15 protein-coding genes are annotated in these 19,011 nt (G+C 71.4%); 13 read left to right on the top strand and 2 right to left on the bottom strand.

From position 1 onward, the window contains the following. Positions 1-54 precede the first annotated feature (54 nt). Positions 55-633 carry a TetR/AcrR family transcriptional regulator gene (locus ACFY7H_RS16895; RefSeq protein WP_388938752.1) on the bottom strand — a complete coding sequence of 193 codons (579 nt, stop codon included), beginning with the start codon at positions 631-633 and terminating at the stop codon, positions 55-57. Positions 634-733: 100 nt separating this feature from the next. Between ACFY7H_RS16895 and ACFY7H_RS16890 the strand changes: the two genes are divergently transcribed. From ACFY7H_RS16890 to ACFY7H_RS16845, 10 genes are all read left to right on the top strand, one after another. Continuing rightward, positions 734-2,350, top strand: a complete 1,617-nt coding sequence (locus ACFY7H_RS16890) for a carboxyl transferase domain-containing protein (RefSeq protein WP_388938750.1) — start codon at positions 734-736, stop codon at positions 2,348-2,350. A gap of 23 nt (positions 2,351-2,373) precedes the next feature. After that, a complete protein-coding gene (locus tag ACFY7H_RS16885; protein WP_388938748.1) occupies positions 2,374-4,404 on the top strand; it encodes an acetyl-CoA carboxylase biotin carboxylase subunit in 2,031 nt (676 codons plus the stop codon). Positions 4,405-4,415: 11 nt separating this feature from the next. Continuing rightward, on the top strand, positions 4,416-5,336 hold the full coding sequence (locus ACFY7H_RS16880) for a hydroxymethylglutaryl-CoA lyase (RefSeq protein WP_388939123.1): 921 nt from the start codon (positions 4,416-4,418) through the stop codon (positions 5,334-5,336). A 7-nt stretch (positions 5,337-5,343) separates the two neighbouring features. Beyond that, positions 5,344-6,504 carry an acyl-CoA dehydrogenase family protein gene (locus ACFY7H_RS16875; RefSeq protein WP_388938746.1) on the top strand — a complete coding sequence of 387 codons (1,161 nt, stop codon included), beginning with the start codon at positions 5,344-5,346 and terminating at the stop codon, positions 6,502-6,504. A 149-nt stretch (positions 6,505-6,653) separates the two neighbouring features. Continuing rightward, a complete protein-coding gene (locus tag ACFY7H_RS16870) occupies positions 6,654-7,700 on the top strand; it encodes an ABC transporter substrate-binding protein (RefSeq protein WP_388938744.1) in 1,047 nt (348 codons plus the stop codon). Positions 7,701-7,902: 202 nt separating this feature from the next. Further along, complete coding sequence (locus ACFY7H_RS16865) at positions 7,903-8,811, top strand: siderophore-interacting protein (protein ID WP_388938742.1); 909 nt, start codon at positions 7,903-7,905, stop codon at positions 8,809-8,811. A gap of 156 nt (positions 8,812-8,967) precedes the next feature. After that, entirely contained in the window at positions 8,968-10,458 is a 1,491-nt protein-coding gene (locus ACFY7H_RS16860) for a pyridoxal phosphate-dependent decarboxylase family protein (protein ID WP_388938740.1), read from the top strand. Then, positions 10,442-11,743, top strand: a complete 1,302-nt coding sequence (locus tag ACFY7H_RS16855) for a lysine N(6)-hydroxylase/L-ornithine N(5)-oxygenase family protein (protein WP_388938738.1) — start codon at positions 10,442-10,444, stop codon at positions 11,741-11,743. Before ACFY7H_RS16860 ends, ACFY7H_RS16855 begins: the two co-directional genes overlap by 17 nt. Further along, on the top strand, positions 11,740-12,318 hold the full coding sequence (locus ACFY7H_RS16850; protein ID WP_388938736.1) for a GNAT family N-acetyltransferase: 579 nt from the start codon (positions 11,740-11,742) through the stop codon (positions 12,316-12,318). Before ACFY7H_RS16855 ends, ACFY7H_RS16850 begins: the two co-directional genes overlap by 4 nt. Next, on the top strand, positions 12,315-14,096 hold the full coding sequence (locus ACFY7H_RS16845) for an IucA/IucC family protein (protein WP_388938734.1): 1,782 nt from the start codon (positions 12,315-12,317) through the stop codon (positions 14,094-14,096). The genes ACFY7H_RS16850 and ACFY7H_RS16845 overlap by 4 nt, the downstream gene beginning before the upstream one ends. A gap of 84 nt (positions 14,097-14,180) precedes the next feature. On the opposite strand, the gene ACFY7H_RS16840 is transcribed toward ACFY7H_RS16845, so the two are convergent. Further along, positions 14,181-15,770 carry a family 20 glycosylhydrolase gene (locus ACFY7H_RS16840; RefSeq protein WP_388938733.1) on the bottom strand — a complete coding sequence of 530 codons (1,590 nt, stop codon included), beginning with the start codon at positions 15,768-15,770 and terminating at the stop codon, positions 14,181-14,183. Between the two features lie 63 nt (positions 15,771-15,833). Here ACFY7H_RS16840 and ACFY7H_RS16835 point away from each other — a divergent pair, with 63 nt between their 5' ends. The 3 genes from ACFY7H_RS16835 to glmS all read left to right on the top strand — a co-directional run bounded on the left by ACFY7H_RS16835 (position 15,834) and on the right by glmS (position 18,989). Beyond that, positions 15,834-16,718, top strand: a complete 885-nt coding sequence (locus tag ACFY7H_RS16835) for a DUF4429 domain-containing protein (RefSeq protein WP_388938731.1) — start codon at positions 15,834-15,836, stop codon at positions 16,716-16,718. 106 nt (positions 16,719-16,824) lie between these two features. Then, the gene (locus ACFY7H_RS16830) at positions 16,825-17,100 is read left to right on the top strand and encodes a hypothetical protein (protein WP_388938730.1); all 276 of its coding nucleotides are present in this window, start codon (positions 16,825-16,827) and stop codon (positions 17,098-17,100) included. Between the two features lie 71 nt (positions 17,101-17,171). After that, complete coding sequence (glmS, locus tag ACFY7H_RS16825) at positions 17,172-18,989, top strand: glutamine--fructose-6-phosphate transaminase (isomerizing) (protein ID WP_388938728.1); 1,818 nt, start codon at positions 17,172-17,174, stop codon at positions 18,987-18,989. The last annotated feature ends 22 nt before the right edge of the window (positions 18,990-19,011 follow it).

Below are 19,011 nucleotides of genomic sequence, written 5' to 3'. Positions count from 1 at the left end.
TGCCGCCGCCCGCCCGGAGCCGTCCGTTCCACCAAGCGCCGCTCGAGCCGCGCCTCACCCCGACAACGCCCCGAAGGCCCCGTTCGCCAGCCTGCGCAGCAGCGACTCGGTCGCCTCCCGGCCGGGCGTGGCCAGGTGCGGGGTGGAGTTCAGCAGCCCGAAGACGGCGTGCACGGCCACCCGTACCTCCGCCTCCCCCACCTGGGGGTGCAGCTCCCGTACGACCTCCACCCACAGCTCCACGTACTGGCGCTGGAGCTGGCGCACGAGCTTGCGGTCGGCCTCGCGCAGCCGGTCCAGTTCGCGGTCGTGCAGGGTGATCAGGGCGCGGTCGTCGAGGGCGAAGTCGATGTGGCCCTCGACGAGGGAGGCGAGGAGCGCCTCCGGGTCCCCGGCCGCCTCCTCGGCCCGGCGCCGGCCGCCCGTCAGCAGCCGCTCGCTGATCCCGACGAGCAGCTCGGCGAGCATGGCGTCCTTGCCGGCGAAGTGCCGGTACAGACCGGGGCCGCTGATGCCGACCGCCGCCCCTATCTCGTCCACGCCGACGCCGTGGAAGCCGCGCTCCGCGAAGAGACGAGCGGCCTCACTGAGGATCTGCTCGCGACGGGTCGGGGTGGCCGCTCTGGTGCTCATGGAAATCCATTCTAGACAGGGCGGTTAGCGCTCGTTAACCTGAGACCCGAACGCGTTAACGGTCATTAACAAAGCGTGCACGAGCAAGGGAGCTCGACCGATGCAGCAGGCACCAGTGCTGACGAGCGCCGCGGACCCGGCGTCCGAGGCCTGGCGGACCAATGAGGCCGCCCACCGCGAACTCGCCGAGGGCCTGCGCGCCCGGCTCGACGCGGCCCGTCTCGGCGGCGGCGAGAAGGCCCGGGCCCGCCACACCGCGCGCGGGAAGCTGCTCCCCCGCGACCGCGTGGACACCCTCCTCGACCCCGGTTCGCCCTTCCTGGAGCTGGCCCCGCTGGCCGCGGAGGGGATGTACGGGGGCGCCGCCCCCGCCGCCGGGGTCATCGCGGGCATCGGCCGGGTCAGCGGGCGCGAGTGCGTGATCGTCGCCAACGACGCCACCGTCAAGGGCGGCACGTACTACCCGATGACCGTCAAGAAGCACCTGCGGGCCCAGGAAGTGGCCCTGGAGAACCGTCTCCCCTGCCTCTACCTGGTGGACTCCGGCGGCGCCTTCCTCCCCATGCAGGACGAGGTCTTCCCCGACCGGGAGCACTTCGGCCGGATCTTCTACAACCAGGCCCGCATGTCGGGGGCCGGGATCCCGCAGATCGCCGCCGTCCTCGGCTCCTGCACGGCGGGCGGGGCGTACGTACCGGCGATGAGCGACGAGGCCGTCATCGTGCGCGGCCAGGGCACGATCTTCCTCGGCGGCCCGCCGCTGGTGAAGGCCGCCACCGGCGAGGTGGTCACGGCCGAGGAGCTGGGCGGCGGCGAGGTGCACTCCCGTACCTCCGGGGTCACCGACCACCTCGCGGAGGACGACGCGCACGCGCTGCGGATCGTACGGAACATCGTGGCGACGCTGCCCGAGCGCGGGGCGCTGCCCTGGTCGGTCGAGGCTCCCGAGGAGCCCAAGGTGGACCCGTACGGCCTGTACGGCGCGGTCCCCGTCGACTCCCGCACGCCCTACGACGCCCGCGAGATCATCGCCCGGATCGTGGACGGGTCCCGGTTCCAGGAGTTCAAGGCGGAGTTCGGACAGACCCTGGTCACCGGCTTCGCCCGGATCCACGGCCACCCGGTCGGCATCGTCGCCAACAACGGCATCCTCTTCTCCGAGTCCGCGCAGAAGGGCGCCCACTTCATCGAGCTGTGCGACCAGCGCGGCATCCCGCTCCTCTTCCTCCAGAACATCTCCGGCTTCATGGTCGGCCGCGACTACGAGGCCGGCGGCATCGCCAAGCACGGCGCGAAGATGGTCACGGCGGTGGCCTGCACCCGGGTCCCGAAGCTGACCGTGGTCGTCGGCGGTTCGTACGGCGCGGGCAACTACTCGATGTGCGGGCGGGCGTACTCGCCGCGCTTCCTGTGGATGTGGCCCAACGCCAAGATCTCGGTGATGGGCGGCGAGCAGGCCGCCTCGGTGCTGGCGACCGTCAAGCGGGACCAGATCGAGGGCGCGGGCCAGGAGTGGCCCGCCGAGGACGAGGAGGCCTTCAAGGCCCCGGTCCGCGCGCAGTACGAGGAGCAGGGCAACGCCTACTACGCCACCGCGCGGCTGTGGGACGACGGGGTCATCGACCCGATGGAGACCCGGCAGGTGCTGGGACTGGCCCTGACCGCGTGCGCGAACGCCCCCCTGGGCGACTCCGGCTTCGGCATCTTCCGTATGTGACGTGTGACGTGAGGACCTCACTGATGTTCAGCACTGTTCTGGTCGCCAACCGCGGCGAGATCGCGGTCCGGGTCATCCGCACCCTGCGGGAGCTCGGTATCCGCTCCGTGGCCGTCTTCAGCGACGCGGACGCCGACGCGCGGCACGTACGGGAGGCCGACACCGCCGTCCGGATCGGTCCGGCGGCCGCCTCCGAGAGCTACCTGTCCGTGGAGCGGCTCCTGGACGCCGCGAAGCGCACGGGCGCCGAGGCCGTCCACCCGGGCTACGGCTTCCTCGCGGAGAACGCGGCCTTCGCACGGGCCTGCGCGGACGCCGGGCTGGCCTTCATCGGGCCGCCCGCCTCCGCCATCTCCCTGATGGGTGACAAGATCACGGCCAAGGAGACGGTCCGGGCGGCCGGCGTCCCGGTGGTCCCGGGTTCCTCCGGCAGCGGTCTGACCGACGCCGAACTGGTCGCGGCCGCGTCCGAGATCGGCATGCCGGTGCTGCTGAAGCCCTCGGCGGGCGGCGGCGGCAAGGGCATGCGCCTGGTACGGGACGAGGCGGTGCTGGCCGAGGAGATCGCGGCGGCCCGCCGCGAGGCGAAGTCCTCCTTCGGCGACGACACCCTGCTCGTGGAGCGGTGGGTCGACCGGCCCCGGCACATCGAGATCCAGGTACTGGCGGACGCCCACGGGAACGTGGTGCACCTGGGCGAGCGCGAGTGCTCCCTCCAGCGGCGCCACCAGAAGGTCATCGAGGAGGCCCCCTCGGTCCTGCTGGACGAGAAGACCCGCGCGGCGATGGGCGCGGCGGCCGTGGAGGCGGCGCGCTCCTGCGGGTACGTCGGCGCCGGCACAGTGGAGTTCATCGTCCCGGGTGGGGACCCGTCCTCCTACTACTTCATGGAGATGAACACCCGCCTCCAGGTGGAGCACCCGGTCACCGAGCTGGTCACCGGCCTGGACCTGGTGGAGCAGCAGCTGCGCGTCGCGGCCGGTTCCCCCCTCGGGTTCGGGCAGGACGACGTCCGGCTGACCGGGCACGCGATCGAGGCCCGCGTCTGCGCGGAGGACCCGGCGCGCGGGTTCCTGCCGTCCGGCGGCACGGTGCTGGCCCTGTCGGAGCCGGACGGCGGGGCGGTGCGCACCGACTCCGGTCTGACGGCGGGCGTCCCCGTCGGTTCCACGTACGACCCGATGCTGTCCAAGGTCATCGCGTACGGGCCGGACCGCGCCAGTGCCCTGCGGGTGCTGCGCGGGGCCCTGTCCGACACGGTGATCCTGGGCGTCCAGACCAACGCGGGCTTCCTGCGGCGGCTGCTCGCGCACCCGGACGTGGTCTCGGGCGACCTGGACACCGGCCTGGTCGAGCGGGACCTGCCGTCCCTCCTGCCGGAGGGCGTCCCGGCCGAGGTGTACGCGGCGGCGGCGCTGCTGGCGCTGCCCGCCGCGGCGGAGGCGGGCGGCTGGGTGGACCCGTTCGGCGCCGCCGACGGCTGGCGCCTGGGCGGCACTCCCGCGTGGACGGTGCACCACTTCCGCCTCCCGGGCCAGGACCCGGTGGAGATCCGCACCCGCCGGTCGGACTCCGGCACCGAACTGCTCGTCGGCGCGGGCGAGCCGGCGGCCGGGCAGGACCCCGGCGCGCCGGTCCGCGGCCGCGTCGTCGACCGCACTCCCGCCGCCGTCACCGTGGAACTGGACGGCGTCACCCACCGCTTCAGCGTCGCCGCCTCCCCGGAGGGGATCTGGCTCGGCCGCGACGGTGACAGCTGGCACCTCCAGCACCACGACCCGGTGGCCGCTTCCCTCGGCGGCGGCGGAAGGGCCGGGGCCGACACCCTCGCCGCCCCGATGCCCGGCACCGTCACCGTCGTCAAGGTGGCCGTCGGGGACCGGGTGGCGGCCGGCCAGAGCCTGCTGGTGGTCGAGGCGATGAAGATGGAGCACGTCATCTCCGCCCCGCACGCCGGCACCGTCACCGAGCTCGACGTCACCCCGGGCACCACGGTGGCCATGGACCAGGTCCTGGCCGTGGTGACCCCCGACGCGCAGGAGGAGGCCGCGTGAACGGGCTGCCCATGACCTTCCCGGCCCCCGCCGGGCTCCCGCCGCGCGTCCGCATCCACGAGGTGGGCGCGCGCGACGGGCTGCAGAACGAGAAGTCGGCCGTTCCCACGGAGGTGAAGGCCGAGTTCATCCACCGGCTCGCCGCGGCCGGCCTCACCACCATCGAGGCCACCAGCTTCGTCCACCCCAAGTGGGTCCCCCAGTTGGCGGACGCCGAGCAGCTCTTCCCCCTGCTCTCGGACGTCGGGGCGCACCTCCCGGTCCTGGTCCCCAACGAACGGGGCCTGGACCGGGCGCTCGCCCTCGGGGCGACCCGTATCGCCGTGTTCGGCTCGGCCACCGAGACCTTCGCCGCCCGCAACCTGAACCGCACCGTCGCCGAGTCCCTCGCCATGTTCGAGCCCGTGGTGGCCCGCGCCAAGGCGGACGGGGCGCACGTGCGCGGGTACCTCTCGATGTGCTTCGGGGATCCCTGGGAGGGGCCGGTCCCGGTCGGCCAGGTGGTCTCCGTCGCCAAGGCCCTGCTCGACCTCGGCTGTGACGAGCTGAGCCTGGGCGACACCATCGGCGTCGCCACGCCCGGCCACGTCCAGGTCCTGCTCTCCGCCCTGAACGAGAGGGGCGTGGGGACCGACCGGATCGGCGTGCACTTCCACGACACCTACGGCCAGGCCCTCTCCAACACCCTCGCCGCGCTCCAGCACGGCGTGACCACGGTCGACTCCTCCGCCGGCGGCCTCGGCGGATGCCCGTACGCGAAGAGCGCCACCGGCAACCTCGCCACCGAGGACCTGGTGTGGATGCTCGACGGCCTCGGCATCGAGACCGGGGTCGATCTGGCCGCCCTCACCGCCACGAGCGTGTGGATGGCCGAACGGCTGGGCCGCCCCAGCCCCTCCCGTACCGTCCGCGCCCTCTCCCACAAGGAGTAGTCACACCATGTCCCTCGACCACCGGCTCACCCCCGAGCACGAGGAACTCCGCCGCACCGTCGAGGCGTTCGCGCACGACGTGGTCGCGCCGAAGATCGGCGACCTGTACGAGCGCCACGAGTTCCCGTACGAGATCGTCCGCGAGATGGGCCGCATGGGCCTGTTCGGCCTGCCCTTCCCGGAGGAGTACGGCGGCATGGGCGGCGACTACCTCGCCCTCGGCATCGCCCTGGAGGAGCTGGCCCGCGTCGACTCCTCGGTCGCGATCACCCTGGAGGCGGGCGTCTCCCTGGGCGCCATGCCCCTGTACCTGTTCGGCTCGGAGGAGCAGAAGCGGCAGTGGCTGCCGAAGCTGTGCTCGGGCGAGGTGCTCGGCGCCTTCGGGCTGACCGAGCCGGGCGCGGGCAGCGACGCGGGCGGCACCCGCACCACCGCCGTGCGCGACGGCGACGAGTGGGTGATCAACGGCTCGAAGTGCTTCATCACCAACTCCGGTACGGACATCACCGGTCTGGTCACGGTCACCGCCGTCACCGGCCGCAAGGAGGACGGCCGCCCGGAGATCTCCTCGATCATCGTGCCGTCCGGCACCCCGGGCTTCACGGTGGCCGCGCCCTACTCCAAGGTCGGCTGGAACTCCTCCGACACCCGTGAGCTGTCCTTCGACGGCGTACGGGTGCCGCTCGCCAACCTGGTGGGCCAGGAGGGCCGCGGCTACGCCCAGTTCCTGCGGATCCTCGACGAGGGCCGGATCGCCATCGCGGCCCTGGCCACGGGTCTGGCGCAGGGCTGTGTGGACGAGTCGGTGAAGTACGCCAAGGAGCGGCAGGCCTTCGGCCGGGCGATCGGCGACAACCAGGCCATCCAGTTCAAGCTGGCCGACATGGAGACGCGCGCCCACATGGCCCGCATCGGCTGGCGCGACGCGGCCTCCCGGCTGGTCCGCGGGGAGCCGTTCAAGAAGGAGGCGGCGATCGCGAAGCTGTACTCCTCGACGGTCGCCGTCGACAACGCCCGGGACGCCACGCAGATCCACGGCGGCTACGGCTTCATGAACGAGTACCCGGTGGCCCGTATGTGGCGGGACTCCAAGATCCTGGAGATCGGCGAGGGCACGAGCGAGGTCCAGCGCATGCTGATCGCCCGTGAGCTGGGCTTCGCCGGCTGACCGGTGACCCCGCGGCGTGCGGGGAACGAGGAGGGGACCCTAAAAATTAGGGTCCCCTTACCGTTTCTGGCTAAGGTTAGGCTAACCTTCCCCCCGAACGGCCTCGGGTTCCCCGGCCGCCCCCTGCACGTACGAAAGCGGACTTCGCCATGCCCAAGCCCAGCCCCACGTTCCTCTCCCGCCGCGGCCTCATCGCGGCCGGCGGCGCCCTCGGACTCGTCGCCGCGCTCACCGCGTGCGGTGGCAGCGACAAGGCGAAGGACGCTGACGGCGGCAAGGGCGGCACGGCCGCCGCCTCGGGCCCCTGGACCTTCAAGGACGACCTGGGCAAGGACGCCACCGCGAAGTCCACGCCGAAGAACATCGTGGCCTACACCGGCACCGCCGCCGCGCTGTACGACTACGGCGTGCAGGTCAAGGGCGTCTTCGGTCCGACCAAGCTCGCGGACGGCAAGCCCGACCCGATGGCCGGCTCGATGGACATCTCCAAGGTCGAGATCCTCGGAAACGTCTACGACGAGTTCAACGTCGAGAAGTACGCCTCCCTCAAGCCCGAGCTGCTCGCCACCAACACCTGGGACGGCTCGTACTGGTACGTCCCCGAGGCCTCCAAGGACAAGATCCTGAAGCTGGCCCCGGCCGCCGCGATCGGCGTGGGCGACAAGGCCACGATGGACAAGGCCCTGGAGCGCACGGCGGAGCTCGCCAAGTCCCTCGGCGCCGACCTGAACTCCAAGAAGGCCGCCGACGCCAAGGCCCGCTTCGACGCCGCCTCGGCCAAGGTCCGCGAGGCCGTCAAGGCCAACCCGGGCATCAAGGTGCTCGTCGGCTCCGCCGCCGACCAGCTCTTCTACGTCTCCACGCCGAAGACCTCGGCCGACCTCAAGTACTTCGAGTCGCTGGGCGTCGAGTTCGTCGCCCCCGAGCAGGACAAGCTGGACCCGCAGGGCTTCTACGAGAGCCTCAGCTGGGAGAACGCCGGCAAGTACAAGGCCGACCTCGTCCTGCTCGACAACCGCACCCAGGCCCTCCAGGCCGAGGCCCTGAAGGCCAAGCCGACCTGGAACGAGATGCCCGCCGTCAAGGCCGGCCAGATCGCCCCGCGCGTGACCGAGCCGATCTACTCGTACGAGAAGTGCGCGCAGATCCTCGAGGACCTCGCCAAGGCCATCCAGAACGCCAAGAAGGTCTCCTGATCCTCCTGGGCCGTGCCGTCGAAGCCCCGATCGGCCCTGCTTCGACGACACGGTCCGGGGCCCCGCACCCCTTCCGCCGGTCCTGACGCCGGGCTCCCGGCCACCGCCGGGGGCCCGGCGTCCGGCTCTGACCACCCGGCACCGACCGCCCGGCACCACACCCGCCGCCGGCGCCACCTTCGAATCCCAGGGGGACTCGCGCATGACCCTCACCGCATCCGAGGCCGGACAGGCCGCGGCGCACTTCCGCTTCTTCACGATGGAGGTGCTGCGCACGCGCCGCCTCGGCCACTCGTTCCTGCGCGTGACCTTCGGCGGGGAGTCCCTGGCGGACTTCAGATCGGGCGGCTACGACCAGAGCCTCTCGCTCTTCCTGCCGCCCCCGCACGCGGAGCACACCGAGCTGCCCTCCACCGACGAGGACACCTGGTTCGGGGCCTGGCGCGGGATGCCGGACGCGGAACGCCCGGTGATGCGCTCGTACACGGTGCGCGAGCAGCGGCGTACGGACGCCGGCGCGACGGAGGTCGACATCGACTTCGTCCTCCACGGGGACACCTCCCCGGCTTCCCGCTGGGCGGGCAGGGCCGTCTCCGGCCGCCGGATCATGGCGATCGGGCCGGCGGTCGCGCAGAACAAGTCCGTCCGCTTCCAGCCCCCGGCGGCCACGGACACGTACCTGATGTACGCCGACGAGACCGCCCTGCCCGCCGCCTGCGCCATCCTGGACCGGCTCCCCGCCGGGACCAGGGTCAAGGCCTGGTTCGAGGTCCCGCACCCGGACGACCGGCTCGCCCCGCACACCCTCGCCGACGCGGACATCACCTGGATCGTGCGCGAGAAGGGCGCGTCCCGCCCCGAGCGGACGGCCCGCGTGGTGGACGCGGTCCGGGCGGCGGAACCGCCCGCCGCCAAGACCCCGTACGCCTGGCTCGCGGGCGAGGCGGGCACGGTGCGCGCCGTACGCCGCCACCTGGTGGGGGAACGTTCCGTCGACCGGCGCACGGTGCGTTTCACCGGGTACTGGAGGCTCGGGGCAAGCGAGGAACAACTGCTCGCCGAGGCGTACGCGGGCCGGGCCCCGAGCGAGGACCCGGCGTCCGAGCTGTAGCCGACTCCTGCGCGGAGCAGGGAATTTCATGGAGGAGGGCCCCGGCGGAAGCCGGGGCCCTCCTCCATTTGTACTACTACTTAGGTTAGGCTAACCTAACTTACGCACCCCACCCCTCCCCCGCCCCCCGCTTCCCCATGCCCGGAGGAAAAGTTGATGCGCACGCATCTGCTGAACGAGACGACCGCGGACCTCTACCGGCGATCCGTCACCGAGGGCGTCGACCGCGTCGCGGCCAGGCTCTCCACCACCCGGCGCCCCCACACCGGCATATCCGTCGACGAACTCGCTCCGGTCATCAACGGGATCGACCTCGACGCGCCGCTGGCCGACACCGCCGCCGCCCTCGCCGAGCTGGAGGACGTCTACCTCCGCGACGCCGTCTACTTCCACCACCCGCGCTACCTGGGCCACCTCAACTGCCCGGTGGTCATCCCCGCGGTGGTCGGCGAAGCGGTCCTGTCGGCCGTCAACTCCTCCCTCGACACCTGGGACCAGTCCATCGGCGGCACGCTGATCGAGCGCCGCCTGATCGACTGGACCGCCCGGCGCATCGGGCTCGGCCAGGGCGCGGACGGCGTCTTCACCTCCGGCGGCAGCCAGTCGAACTTCCACGCCCTGCTCCTCGCCCGCGACGAGGCCTGCCGGACCGTCATGCAGCGCGCCCACGAGGCGGGGACCGCGATCACCAAGGCCGAGGTGCTGCCGAAGCTGCGCATCTTCACCTCCGAGGCCAGCCACTTCAGCGTCCAGAAGTCCGCCGCCATGCTGGGTCTGGGCTACGAGGCCGTCATCTGCGTGCCCGTCGACCGCAACCGCCGCATGGACACCGCCGTACTGGCCTTGGAGCTGGAGAGCTGCGCCGGCGAAGCCCTCTTCCCCATGGCCGTCGTCGCCACCGCCGGCACCACCGACTTCGGGTCCATCGACCCGCTCCCCGAGATCGCCCGCCTGGCCGAGGAACACTCCGCGTGGATGCACGTGGACGCCGCCTACGGATGCGGACTGCTGGTCTCCCCGACCCGCCGGCACCTCCTCGCCGGCATCGAGAAGGCCGACTCGGTCACCGTCGACTACCACAAGTCGTTCTTCCAGCCCGTGAGCTCCAGCGCGATGCTGGTCCGCGACCGCCACACCCTGCGGCACGCCACGTACCACGCGGACTACCTCAACCCGCGCCGGATGGCCGAGGAGCGGATCCCCAACCAGGTCGACAAGTCCATCCAGACCACGCGCCGCTTCGACGCCCTCAAGCTCTGGATGACCCTGCGCGTCATGGGCGCCGACGGCATCGGCTCCCTCTTCGACCAGGTCATCGACCTGGCCGCCGCCGGCTACGAGGTCATCGCCGCCGACCCGCGCTTCGAGGTCGTCGTCGAACCGCAGATCTCCACCCTGGTCTTCCGCTACCTCCCCGCGGGCGAGCTGCGCCCCGACCTCGTCGACGAGGCACAGCTACACGCCCGCAAAGCTCTGTTCGCCTCCGGCGAGGCCGTCGTCGCCGGCACGAAGGTGGACGGGAAGCAGTACCTGAAGTTCACCCTCCTCAACCCGCAGACCACGACGGCCGACATCGCGGCCGTCCTCGACCTCCTCGCCGCACACGCCGAGCAGTTCCTGGGAGAATCCCTTGCCGTCCACCACTGAGCCCCACGACTTCATCGGTATCGGCCTGGGTCCCTTCAACCTGGGACTCGCCTGCCTGACCGCGCCCGTCGACGAGCTCGACGGCCTGTTCATCGAGTCGAAGCCGCACTTCGAGTGGCACGCCGGAATGTTCCTGGACGGCGCCCACCTGCAGACCCCGTTCATGTCGGACCTGGTCACCCTCGCCGACCCGACCTCGCCCTTCTCCTTCCTGAACTATCTGAAGGACAAGGACCGGCTGTACTCCTTCTACATCCGGGAGAACTTCTACCCGCTGCGCGCCGAGTACAACGACTACTGCCGCTGGGCCGCCGACCGGCTCGACAACGTCCTGTACTCCACCTCCGTCACCGAGGTCACCTACGACGGGACCGCCGGCCTGTACGAGGTCCACACCGACCGCGGCGAGACCCACCGCGCCCGCCGTCTCGTCCTCGGCACCGGCACCCCGCCGCACGTCCCGGCGGCCTGCGAGGGCCTCGGCGGGGACTTCCTGCACAACTCCACGTACATGCAGCACAAGGAGCAGCTCCAGCGGAAGAAGTCGATCACCCTGATCGGCTCGGGCCAGAGCGCGGCCGAGATCTACTACGACCTGCTCGCCGAGATCGACGTCCACGGCTACCGGCTCGACTGGATCACCCGCTCGCCGCGCTTCTTCCCCCTGGAGTACACCAAGCTCACGCTGGAGATGACCTCGCCGGAGTACGTGGACTACTTCCACGCCCTCCCCGAGGACACCCGCTACCGGCTGGAGGCCCAGCAGAAGAACCTCTTCAAGGGCATCGACGGCGACCTCGTCAACGCCATCTTCGACCTGCTCTACCAGAAGAAGATCACCATGCCGGGCGCGGTCCCCACGACGCTGCTCACCAACACCTCCCTGAACAGCACGGCCTACGACACCACCACCGGCACGTACACCCTGGGCCTGCGCCAGGAGGAGCAGGAGCGGGACTTCTCCCTCACCACGGAGGGCCTGGTCCTCGCCACCGGCTACAAGTACCGGGTCCCGGAATTCCTGGCCCCCGTCCGCGACCGGCTGAACTTCGACGGCCACGGCCGCCTCGACGCCGCCCGCAACTACAGCATCGACGTGACCGGGCGCGGGGTGTACCTGCAGAACGGCACGACCCACAACCACTCCCTCACCTCGCCCGACCTGGGCATGGCCGCGTACCGCAACGCGTACATCGTCAGTGAGCTGCTCGGCCGCGAGTACTACAAGGTCGAGAAGTCCATCGCGTTCCAGCAGTTCGCGGCCCCGGAAGGCATCCACGCATGAGCACCACCCCTGAGCTCCTCTTCGCCCGCACCGACACGGCCCTCGGGACCTTCTCCCTGCGCCCCCTGGACCCCTTCTCGGACGCGGAACTCCTGCACGGCTGGGTCACGCACCCGAAGGCCGCGTTCTGGATGATGCAGGACGCCACCCTCACCGACGTCGAGCGCGAGTACGTCCGCATCACCGCGCACGAGCACCACCACGCCTTCATAGGCCTCCACGAGGGCCGCCCGGCCTTCCTGATGGAGAGCTACGACCCTTCGCGCCTGGAGCTCGTCGGCCTGTACGAGGCCCAGCCCGGCGACGTCGGCATGCACTTCCTCGTCGCTCCCACCGAGACCCCTGTCAGCGGCTTCACCCGCGCGGTGATCACGACGGTGATGGCCGCCCTGTTCGCGGACCCCGCCACCCGGCGCGTCGTCGTCGAGCCGGACGTCCGCAACGAGGCGGTCCACGCCCTGAACGAGGCCGTCGGCTTCGTCCCCGAGCGCGAGGTCCGCAAGCCCGAGAAGGTCGCCCTGCTCAGCTTCTGCACCCGCGAGCAGTTCGAGGCCACCCAGCGGGAGTCGATGTGAGCCTCGCCGACGCCGTCTCCCACCTCTCCCCCGAGCTGTGGGCCCGCGCCAACCGCGCCCTGGTCCGCAAGGCCCTCGCGGAGTTCTCCCACGAACGCCTGCTGACCCCGGAGCCGCTGGGCGAGGACCTCTACTCCGTCCGCAGCGACGACGGAGCCGTCGAGTACCGCTTCCGCTCGGCCCGGCTCGCCCTGGACCACTGGTCGGTGGACGAGCGGTCCATCACCCGCCACCACGACGGCGGGACCCTGGAACTGGACGCCCTGGACTTCCACATCGAGTTCCGGCGGACCCTGGGCCTGAGCGCGGAGGTCCTCCCCGTCTACCTGGAGGAGATCTCCTCCACCCTGGCGGGCACGGGCTTCAAGTACACGAAGCCGCAGCCGTCCTCCGCCACCCTCGCCAAGTCCGGCTTCCAGGACATCGAGACGGGCATGACCGAGGGCCACCCCTGCTTCGTCGCCAACAACGGCCGCCTGGGCTTCGGCGTGCACGAGTACCTCTCGTACGCACCGGAGACGGCGAGCCGGGTCCACCTGGTGTGGACGGCGGCCCACAAGGACGTCTCCACCTTCACGGCGGGCACGGGCCTGGACCACGACGCGTTCATGCGCGAGGAACTGGGCGAAGCCGCGATAGCCGGCTTCAGGGCCAAGCTCACCGCCCTGGACCTCGACCCGGAGGACTACCACTTCCTCCCCGTCCACCCCTGGCAGTGGTGGAACAAGACCACCGTCACCTTCGCGGCGGAGATCGCCAACCGCCGCCTGGTCCTGCTGGGCGAGGGCGAGGACGCCTACCTCCCGCAGCAGTCGATCCGCACCTTCTTCAACACCACCACCCCCACCAAGCACTACGTCAAGACGGCCATCTCGGTCCTCAACATGGGCTTCATGCGCGGCCTCTCCGCCGCCTACATGGAGGCCACCCCGGCCATCAACGACTGGCTCCACCAGCTGATCGAGTCGGACGAGGTCCTCCGGTCCGTCGACTTCTCGATCATCCGCGAGCGCGCGGCGATCGGCTACCACCACCGCCAGTACGAGCGCGCGACGGACCGTCACTCGCCGTACCGCAAGATGCTGGCCGCCCTGTGGCGCGAGTCCCCGGTGAACTCCCTCCGCGAGGGCGAACGCCTGGCCACCATGGCCTCGCTCCTCCACGTCGACGCGGAGGGCCGGTCCTTCGTCGGCGCCCTGATCGCCGAATCGGGCCTCACCCCGGCCGAATGGCTGAAGCCGTACCTCCGCGCGTACCTGCTGCCGCTCCTGCACTGCTTCTACCAGTACGACCTCGCGTACATGCCGCACGGCGAGAACACGATCCTGGTGATCAAGGACGGTGTGGTGCAGCGGGCGATCTTCAAGGACATCGCCGAGGAGATCGTGGTCATGGACCCGGACGCGGTCCTGCCCCCGGCGGTCGAGCGGATCAAGGCCGACGTCCCGGAGGACATGAAGCTCCTGTCGGTCTTCACGGACGTCTTCGACTGCTTCTTCCGCTTCCTGAACGCGATCCTGGCCGAGGAGGGCATCTGCACGGAGGAGGTGTTCTGGAAGGCGGTGGCGGACTGCGCCCACGACTACCAGGCCTCGGCCCCCGCCCTGGCGGACCGCTTCGCGCAGTACGACCTCTTCACCCCGGAGTTCCAGCTGTCCTGCCTGAACCGCCTCCAGCTGCGCGACAACAAGCAGATGGTCGACCTCGCGGACCCGTCGGCGGCCCTCCAGCTGATCGGCACCCTCAAGAACCCCGTCGCGCCCTTCGCCCGGCGCTGACGGCCCGGGTGGCGGGCGGGCTCCCGACACGGTCCCTCGGAAGCCCGCCCGCCACCCGCTACCGCCCGCGCCCATGGCGCCGGGCTACTCCCACGGCACCTCCGGTGACCGGTAGTACGCCGTGCCCTGGGCGTCCAGGCGGGGGGCCTGGGCGGCGAGGCGGGGGCGGTAGGTGTCCCAGCCGAGTGACGCGGCCGGGGACCAGCCCAGTTCCGCGAGGCCCAGGAGGCGGGGGAAGGCCATCAGTTCCCAGTCGGCGCGGGTCGCGATGGTCTCCGTCCAGAGGGGGGCCTCCACGCCCAGGACGGCGGATTCGGGGACGTCCGGGAGGTAGGCGCCCGGGTTCCAGGAGTAGGAGCGCCGCACCGGGACGTAGCCGGCCCAGGCCAGGCCCGGCTTCGTCGCCTTGTCGTACTTCATGTCCAGGTAGGCGCGGTCCGCCGGGGAGAGGATCAGGGGGTGGCCCGCCCTGGCCGCCGCCGCGACCGCGGATTTCTCCGCTGCCGCCGTCCGGTCGTGGCCCCAGTACTGGAGGACCGCCCCCCGCGCGGGGCGGGCGTTCGCGAGCTGGTGCCAGGCCACCACCGTCTTGCCGTGCTTCGCCACCACCGCCTGGGCGCGGTCCATGAAGGCCGCGTAGTCCGCCGCCGGGGTGGAGTGGGCCTCGTCGCCGCCGATGTGGAGGTAGCGGCCGGGGGTGAGGGCGGCCAGCTCGCCGAGGACGTCGTCGATGAACTCGTACGTGCGCTCCTTGCCCACGCACAGCGAGCTGAAGCCGACCTTGGTCCCGGTGTAGCGCTCGGGGGCCTTGCCGTCGCAGTTCAGCTCCGCGTAGGAGGCCAGGGCGGCGTGGACGTGGCCTGGCATGTCGATCTCGGGGACCACGTCGACGTAGCGCTCCGCCGCGTAGGCGACCAGGTCACGGTATTCGGCCTTGCTCCAGTGGCCGCCGGGCCCGCCGCCGACCTCGCTCGCTCCGCCGTACGCGGCCAGGCGCGGCCAGGAGTCGATGGCGATCCGCCAGCCCTGGTCGTCGCTGAGGTGCAGGTGCAGGGTGTTGATCTTGTACTGGGCGAGCTGGTCGACGTACCGCTTGACCTGCTCCACCGGAAAGTAATGGCGGGCGATGTCCACCATCGCCCCCCGGTACGCGAAGCGCGGGACGTCGGTGATCTCGCCGCCCGGGACCTCGCCCGTGCCCCGCACCGGCAGCAGCTGCCGCAGCGTCTGCCCGGCACGGGAGAGGCCCGCCGGGGTGTGCGCGGTCAGGGTGATCCCGGAGGGGGTGGTCCGCAGGCGGTAGCCCTCGGCGCCCAGCTCCCGGGCCCGGTCGTCCAGCCGCAGCCGGATCCCGTCCCCCTCCTCCCCGTCGACCACCGGCAGAGGCAGCCCGCTCGGCCCGCGCAGCTGGTCCGCCAGGAGCTCGCCGACCCGCCGCACCTCCTGCGGCGAGCCCGGCCCGGTACGGATCACCGTGCCCGCGCCGAAGCCGTATCCGGCGCCCGCGGCCCGGGCGGAGGCCGGCGCCGGCAGGAGCCGTTCGTAGGGGGTGAGGGCGGCGGGACGTCCGGAGCCGGGTCTGGCGTCGTCTCCGCGGGCCTCGGTGCGGGAGACGGCGCCGCCGAGGACGCCGAGGACGAGGAGGGTGCCGAGCGCGCGTCGCAGGACTCTCATGTGCCCAGGTATAGGCCAGGCGGCCCCCCTTCGGGCCCCACATACCGGTGGGAGAATCACCGGATGGCGGAAATCATCCAGAAGGACGGTACGTGGACCTTCGACGGGGACGCGGTGCGCATCGTGCCGGGCCGCGAGAAGGGGGTGGGGCTGCTCCGGCAGCACTTGGGCGAGGTGGTCGTGCCGCTGCGCGCGATCGCGGGGATCAGCTACGAGCCGGGGCGCAAGGCGGGCCGGCTGCGGCTCAGGCCGCGTGACGGGGCGGACCCGCTGCTGCAGGTGACGGGCGGGCGGCTGCCGGAGGCCTCCGACCCGTACCGGCTGGCCGTGGAGTCGGACCGGTCGGGGGTGGCGGAGTACTTCGTGGACGCGGTGCGCAACGCCCTGCTGCTGGACCAGGTGGATCCCGGCCCCTGCGACGCGTACCTGCTGCCGGGGCCGGCGGTGCCCGTCTCGTTCGGCGCGGGTGACGCCACGGCCTCCTTCGACGGCGACCGGGTGGTCCTGGAGTGGAACTGGACGGCGGAGGAGGCCAAGCGTTCCGGGGGTCCGCGCGAGTTCCGGGTCGCGGACGTGCGGGCGGTGGACTGGTACCCCTCGAAGGGTCTGGACCACGGCTGGCTGCGGTTCACCCTGGACGGCGCCCCTCCGGCCCCCGCGCCGAAGTACGACCGCTGCGCGGTGGAGCTCTTCGGTTTCAAGAAGGACCCGCTGATGGCGCTGGTCGCCGCGGCCGTGGCGGTGCGGATGCGCCATCCGGCGGCTGCCGCGCCCGAGCCGGCCGCGCCGCTGCCGCTCGCGGAGTCGGCCCCGGCGCTGGCGGGCGAGGCCGCGGACCACGACACCCTGCTGCGGCGGCTGCGCGAGGTGGGCGAGCTGCACCAGTCGGGCGTCCTCACCGCCGATGAGTTCTCGGCGGCGAAGGCAGCGATTTTGGGTCGTTTCTGACCACGCCGTACCGGAATCTCCTATTCCTTGGTCCAGACCAGCAAGATCCTGCCCGATGTCGGGCAGGATCTTTGCGTTTCACTCCTCGGACAGTCAATATCTACTGGTGCTCGACCGCCGCCCGTCACATGACGACCTCGTCGACCACCTGGTGCGCAGCACCGCGCTGCGGCGCGGCGAGGCCGCCCGGGTGGTGCTCGACGTGCTCGCGTACTTCAACGAGACGACCGAGGAATTCGTCCGCCGCCGCCACCGCGAGCTGCAGTCGGGCGGGGCGGTCAACGCGGAGATCTTCGAGCGGATCGCGGCCGAGCTGCCGCACCGCGCCGTGGCGCCGCCGGAGCTCTCGCTCCGGCAGCTGCGCCGCATCGTCTACGGCTGACAGGGCCGGGGCGGCCCGGACGGCCGCGCGCGGACGAGCAGGACACCGAACTTCAGGAGGGGCAAGACCGTATGTGTGGAATCGTCGGTTACATCGGCAAGCGTGACGTCGCACCGCTGCTGCTGGAGGGCCTGGCACGGCTGGAGTACCGCGGGTACGACTCCGCGGGCATCGTCGTCAACAGCCCGAAGGCCGCCGCCCTGAAGATGGTCAAGGCCAAGGGCCGCGTCCGCGACCTGGAGGCCCGCGTCCCCAAGCGCTTCGCCGGCACCACCGGCATCGCCCACACCCGCTGGGCCACCCACGGCGCCCCGAGCGACCTCAACTCGCACCCGCACCTCGACCCCGAGAACAAGGTCGCCGTCGTCCACAACGGCATCGTCGACAACGCCGCCGAGCTGCGCGCCAAGCTGGAGGCCGAGGGCGTCGTCTTCGCCTCGGAGACCGACACCGAGGTGATCACCCACCTGATCGCCCGCTCCCAGGCCGACAGCCTGGAGGAGAAGGTCCGCGAGGCGCTCAAGGTCATCGAGGGCACCTACGGCATCGCCGTGATGCACGCCGACTTCGCCGACCGCATCGTCGTCGCCCGCAACGGCTCCCCGGTCATCCTCGGCATCGGCGAGAAGGAGATGCTCGTCGCCTCCGACGTGGCCGCCCTGATCGCGCACACCCGCCAGGTCGTGACCCTCAACGACGGCGAGATGGCCACCCTCAAGGCCGACGACTTCCGCACCTACACCACCAGCGGTACGACGACCACCGCCACCCCGGAGACCGTGGAGTGGGAGGCCGCCTCCTACGACATGGGCGGCCACGACACCTACATGCACAAGGAGATCTCCGAGCAGCCCGACGCGGTCGACCGCGTGCTGCGCGGCCGGATCGACGACCGGTTCAACACCGTCCACCTGGGCGGCCTGAACCTGGACCCCCGCGAGGCCCGCGGCATCCGCCGGGTCAAGATCCTGGGCTGCGGCACCTCGTACCACGCGGGCCTGATCGGCGCCGGCCTCATCGAGAGCCTGGCCCGCATCCCCGCGGACGCCGAGCCGGCCTCCGAGTTCCGCTACCGCAACCCGGTGGTGGACCCCGACACCCTCTACATCGCCGTATCCCAGTCCGGTGAGACGTACGACGTCCTCGCGGCCGTCCAGGAGCTCAAGCGCAAGGGCGCCCGCGTCCTCGGCGTGGTCAACGTGGTCGGCTCGGCGATCGCCCGCGAGGCCGACGGCGGCGTGTACGTGCACGCCGGCCCGGAGGTCTGCGTCGTCTCCACCAAGTGCTTCACCAACACGGTGGTGGCCTTCGCGCTGCTCGCCGTGCACCTGGGCCGGATCCGGGACCTGTCGGTCACCGACGGCAAGCGGATCATCGACGGCCTGCGCCGGCTGCCCGCGCAGATCGAGGAGATCCTGAAGGGCGAGGAGGACATCAAGCGCCTCGCGGCCGAGTACGCCGACGCCAAGTCGATGATGTTCATCGGCCGGGTCCGCGGTTACCCGGTGGCCCTGGAGGCCTCCCTCAAGCTGAAGGAGATCTCCTATATCCACGCCGAGGCCTACCCGGCCTCCGAGCTGAAGCACGGCCCGCTCGCCCTCATCGAGCCGGCGATGCCGACGGTCGCGATCGTCCCGGACGACGACCTGCTGGAGAAGAACCGCGCGGCGCTGGAGGAGATCAAGGCCCGCAGCGGCCGCATCCTGGCCGTCGCCCACCGGGAGCAGGAGAAGGCCGACCACACCATCCTCGTGCCCAAGAACGAGGACGAGCTGGACCCGATCCTGATGGGCATCCCGCTCCAGCTGCTGGCGTACCACACCGCCCTGGCCCTGGGCCGGGACATCGACAAGCCGCGCAACCTGGCGAAGTCCGTCACCGTCGAGTAGTCACGGTCGGGCAGTCACCGTC

Source organism: Streptomyces sp. NPDC012794, from assembly GCF_042901085.1.
Taxonomy (GTDB): domain Bacteria; phylum Actinomycetota; class Actinomycetes; order Streptomycetales; family Streptomycetaceae; genus Streptomyces.
The sequence above is the reverse complement of the archived record's forward strand: the minus strand, read 5'-3'. Positions and strand labels throughout refer to the sequence as shown.

What these genes read in the sequence shown, in the direction of transcription:
- ACFY7H_RS16860 (WP_388938740.1), top strand. Translation starts at nt 8,968, where the DNA reads ATGCGCACGCATCTGCTGAACGAGACGACCGCGGACCTCTACCGGCGA.
- glmS (WP_388938728.1), top strand. Translation starts at nt 17,172, where the DNA reads ATGTGTGGAATCGTCGGTTACATCGGCAAGCGTGACGTCGCACCGCTG.
- ACFY7H_RS16880 (WP_388939123.1), top strand. Translation starts at nt 4,416, where the DNA reads ATGACCTTCCCGGCCCCCGCCGGGCTCCCGCCGCGCGTCCGCATCCAC.
- ACFY7H_RS16875 (WP_388938746.1), top strand. Translation starts at nt 5,344, where the DNA reads ATGTCCCTCGACCACCGGCTCACCCCCGAGCACGAGGAACTCCGCCGC.
- ACFY7H_RS16865 (WP_388938742.1), top strand. Translation starts at nt 7,903, where the DNA reads ATGACCCTCACCGCATCCGAGGCCGGACAGGCCGCGGCGCACTTCCGC.
- ACFY7H_RS16895 (WP_388938752.1), bottom strand. Translation starts at nt 633, where the DNA reads ATGAGCACCAGAGCGGCCACCCCGACCCGTCGCGAGCAGATCCTCAGT.
- ACFY7H_RS16840 (WP_388938733.1), bottom strand. Translation starts at nt 15,770, where the DNA reads ATGAGAGTCCTGCGACGCGCGCTCGGCACCCTCCTCGTCCTCGGCGTC.
- ACFY7H_RS16885 (WP_388938748.1), top strand. Translation starts at nt 2,374, where the DNA reads ATGTTCAGCACTGTTCTGGTCGCCAACCGCGGCGAGATCGCGGTCCGG.
- ACFY7H_RS16870 (WP_388938744.1), top strand. Translation starts at nt 6,654, where the DNA reads ATGCCCAAGCCCAGCCCCACGTTCCTCTCCCGCCGCGGCCTCATCGCG.
- ACFY7H_RS16835 (WP_388938731.1), top strand. Translation starts at nt 15,834, where the DNA reads ATGGCGGAAATCATCCAGAAGGACGGTACGTGGACCTTCGACGGGGAC.
- ACFY7H_RS16890 (WP_388938750.1), top strand. Translation starts at nt 734, where the DNA reads ATGCAGCAGGCACCAGTGCTGACGAGCGCCGCGGACCCGGCGTCCGAG.
- ACFY7H_RS16850 (WP_388938736.1), top strand. Translation starts at nt 11,740, where the DNA reads ATGAGCACCACCCCTGAGCTCCTCTTCGCCCGCACCGACACGGCCCTC.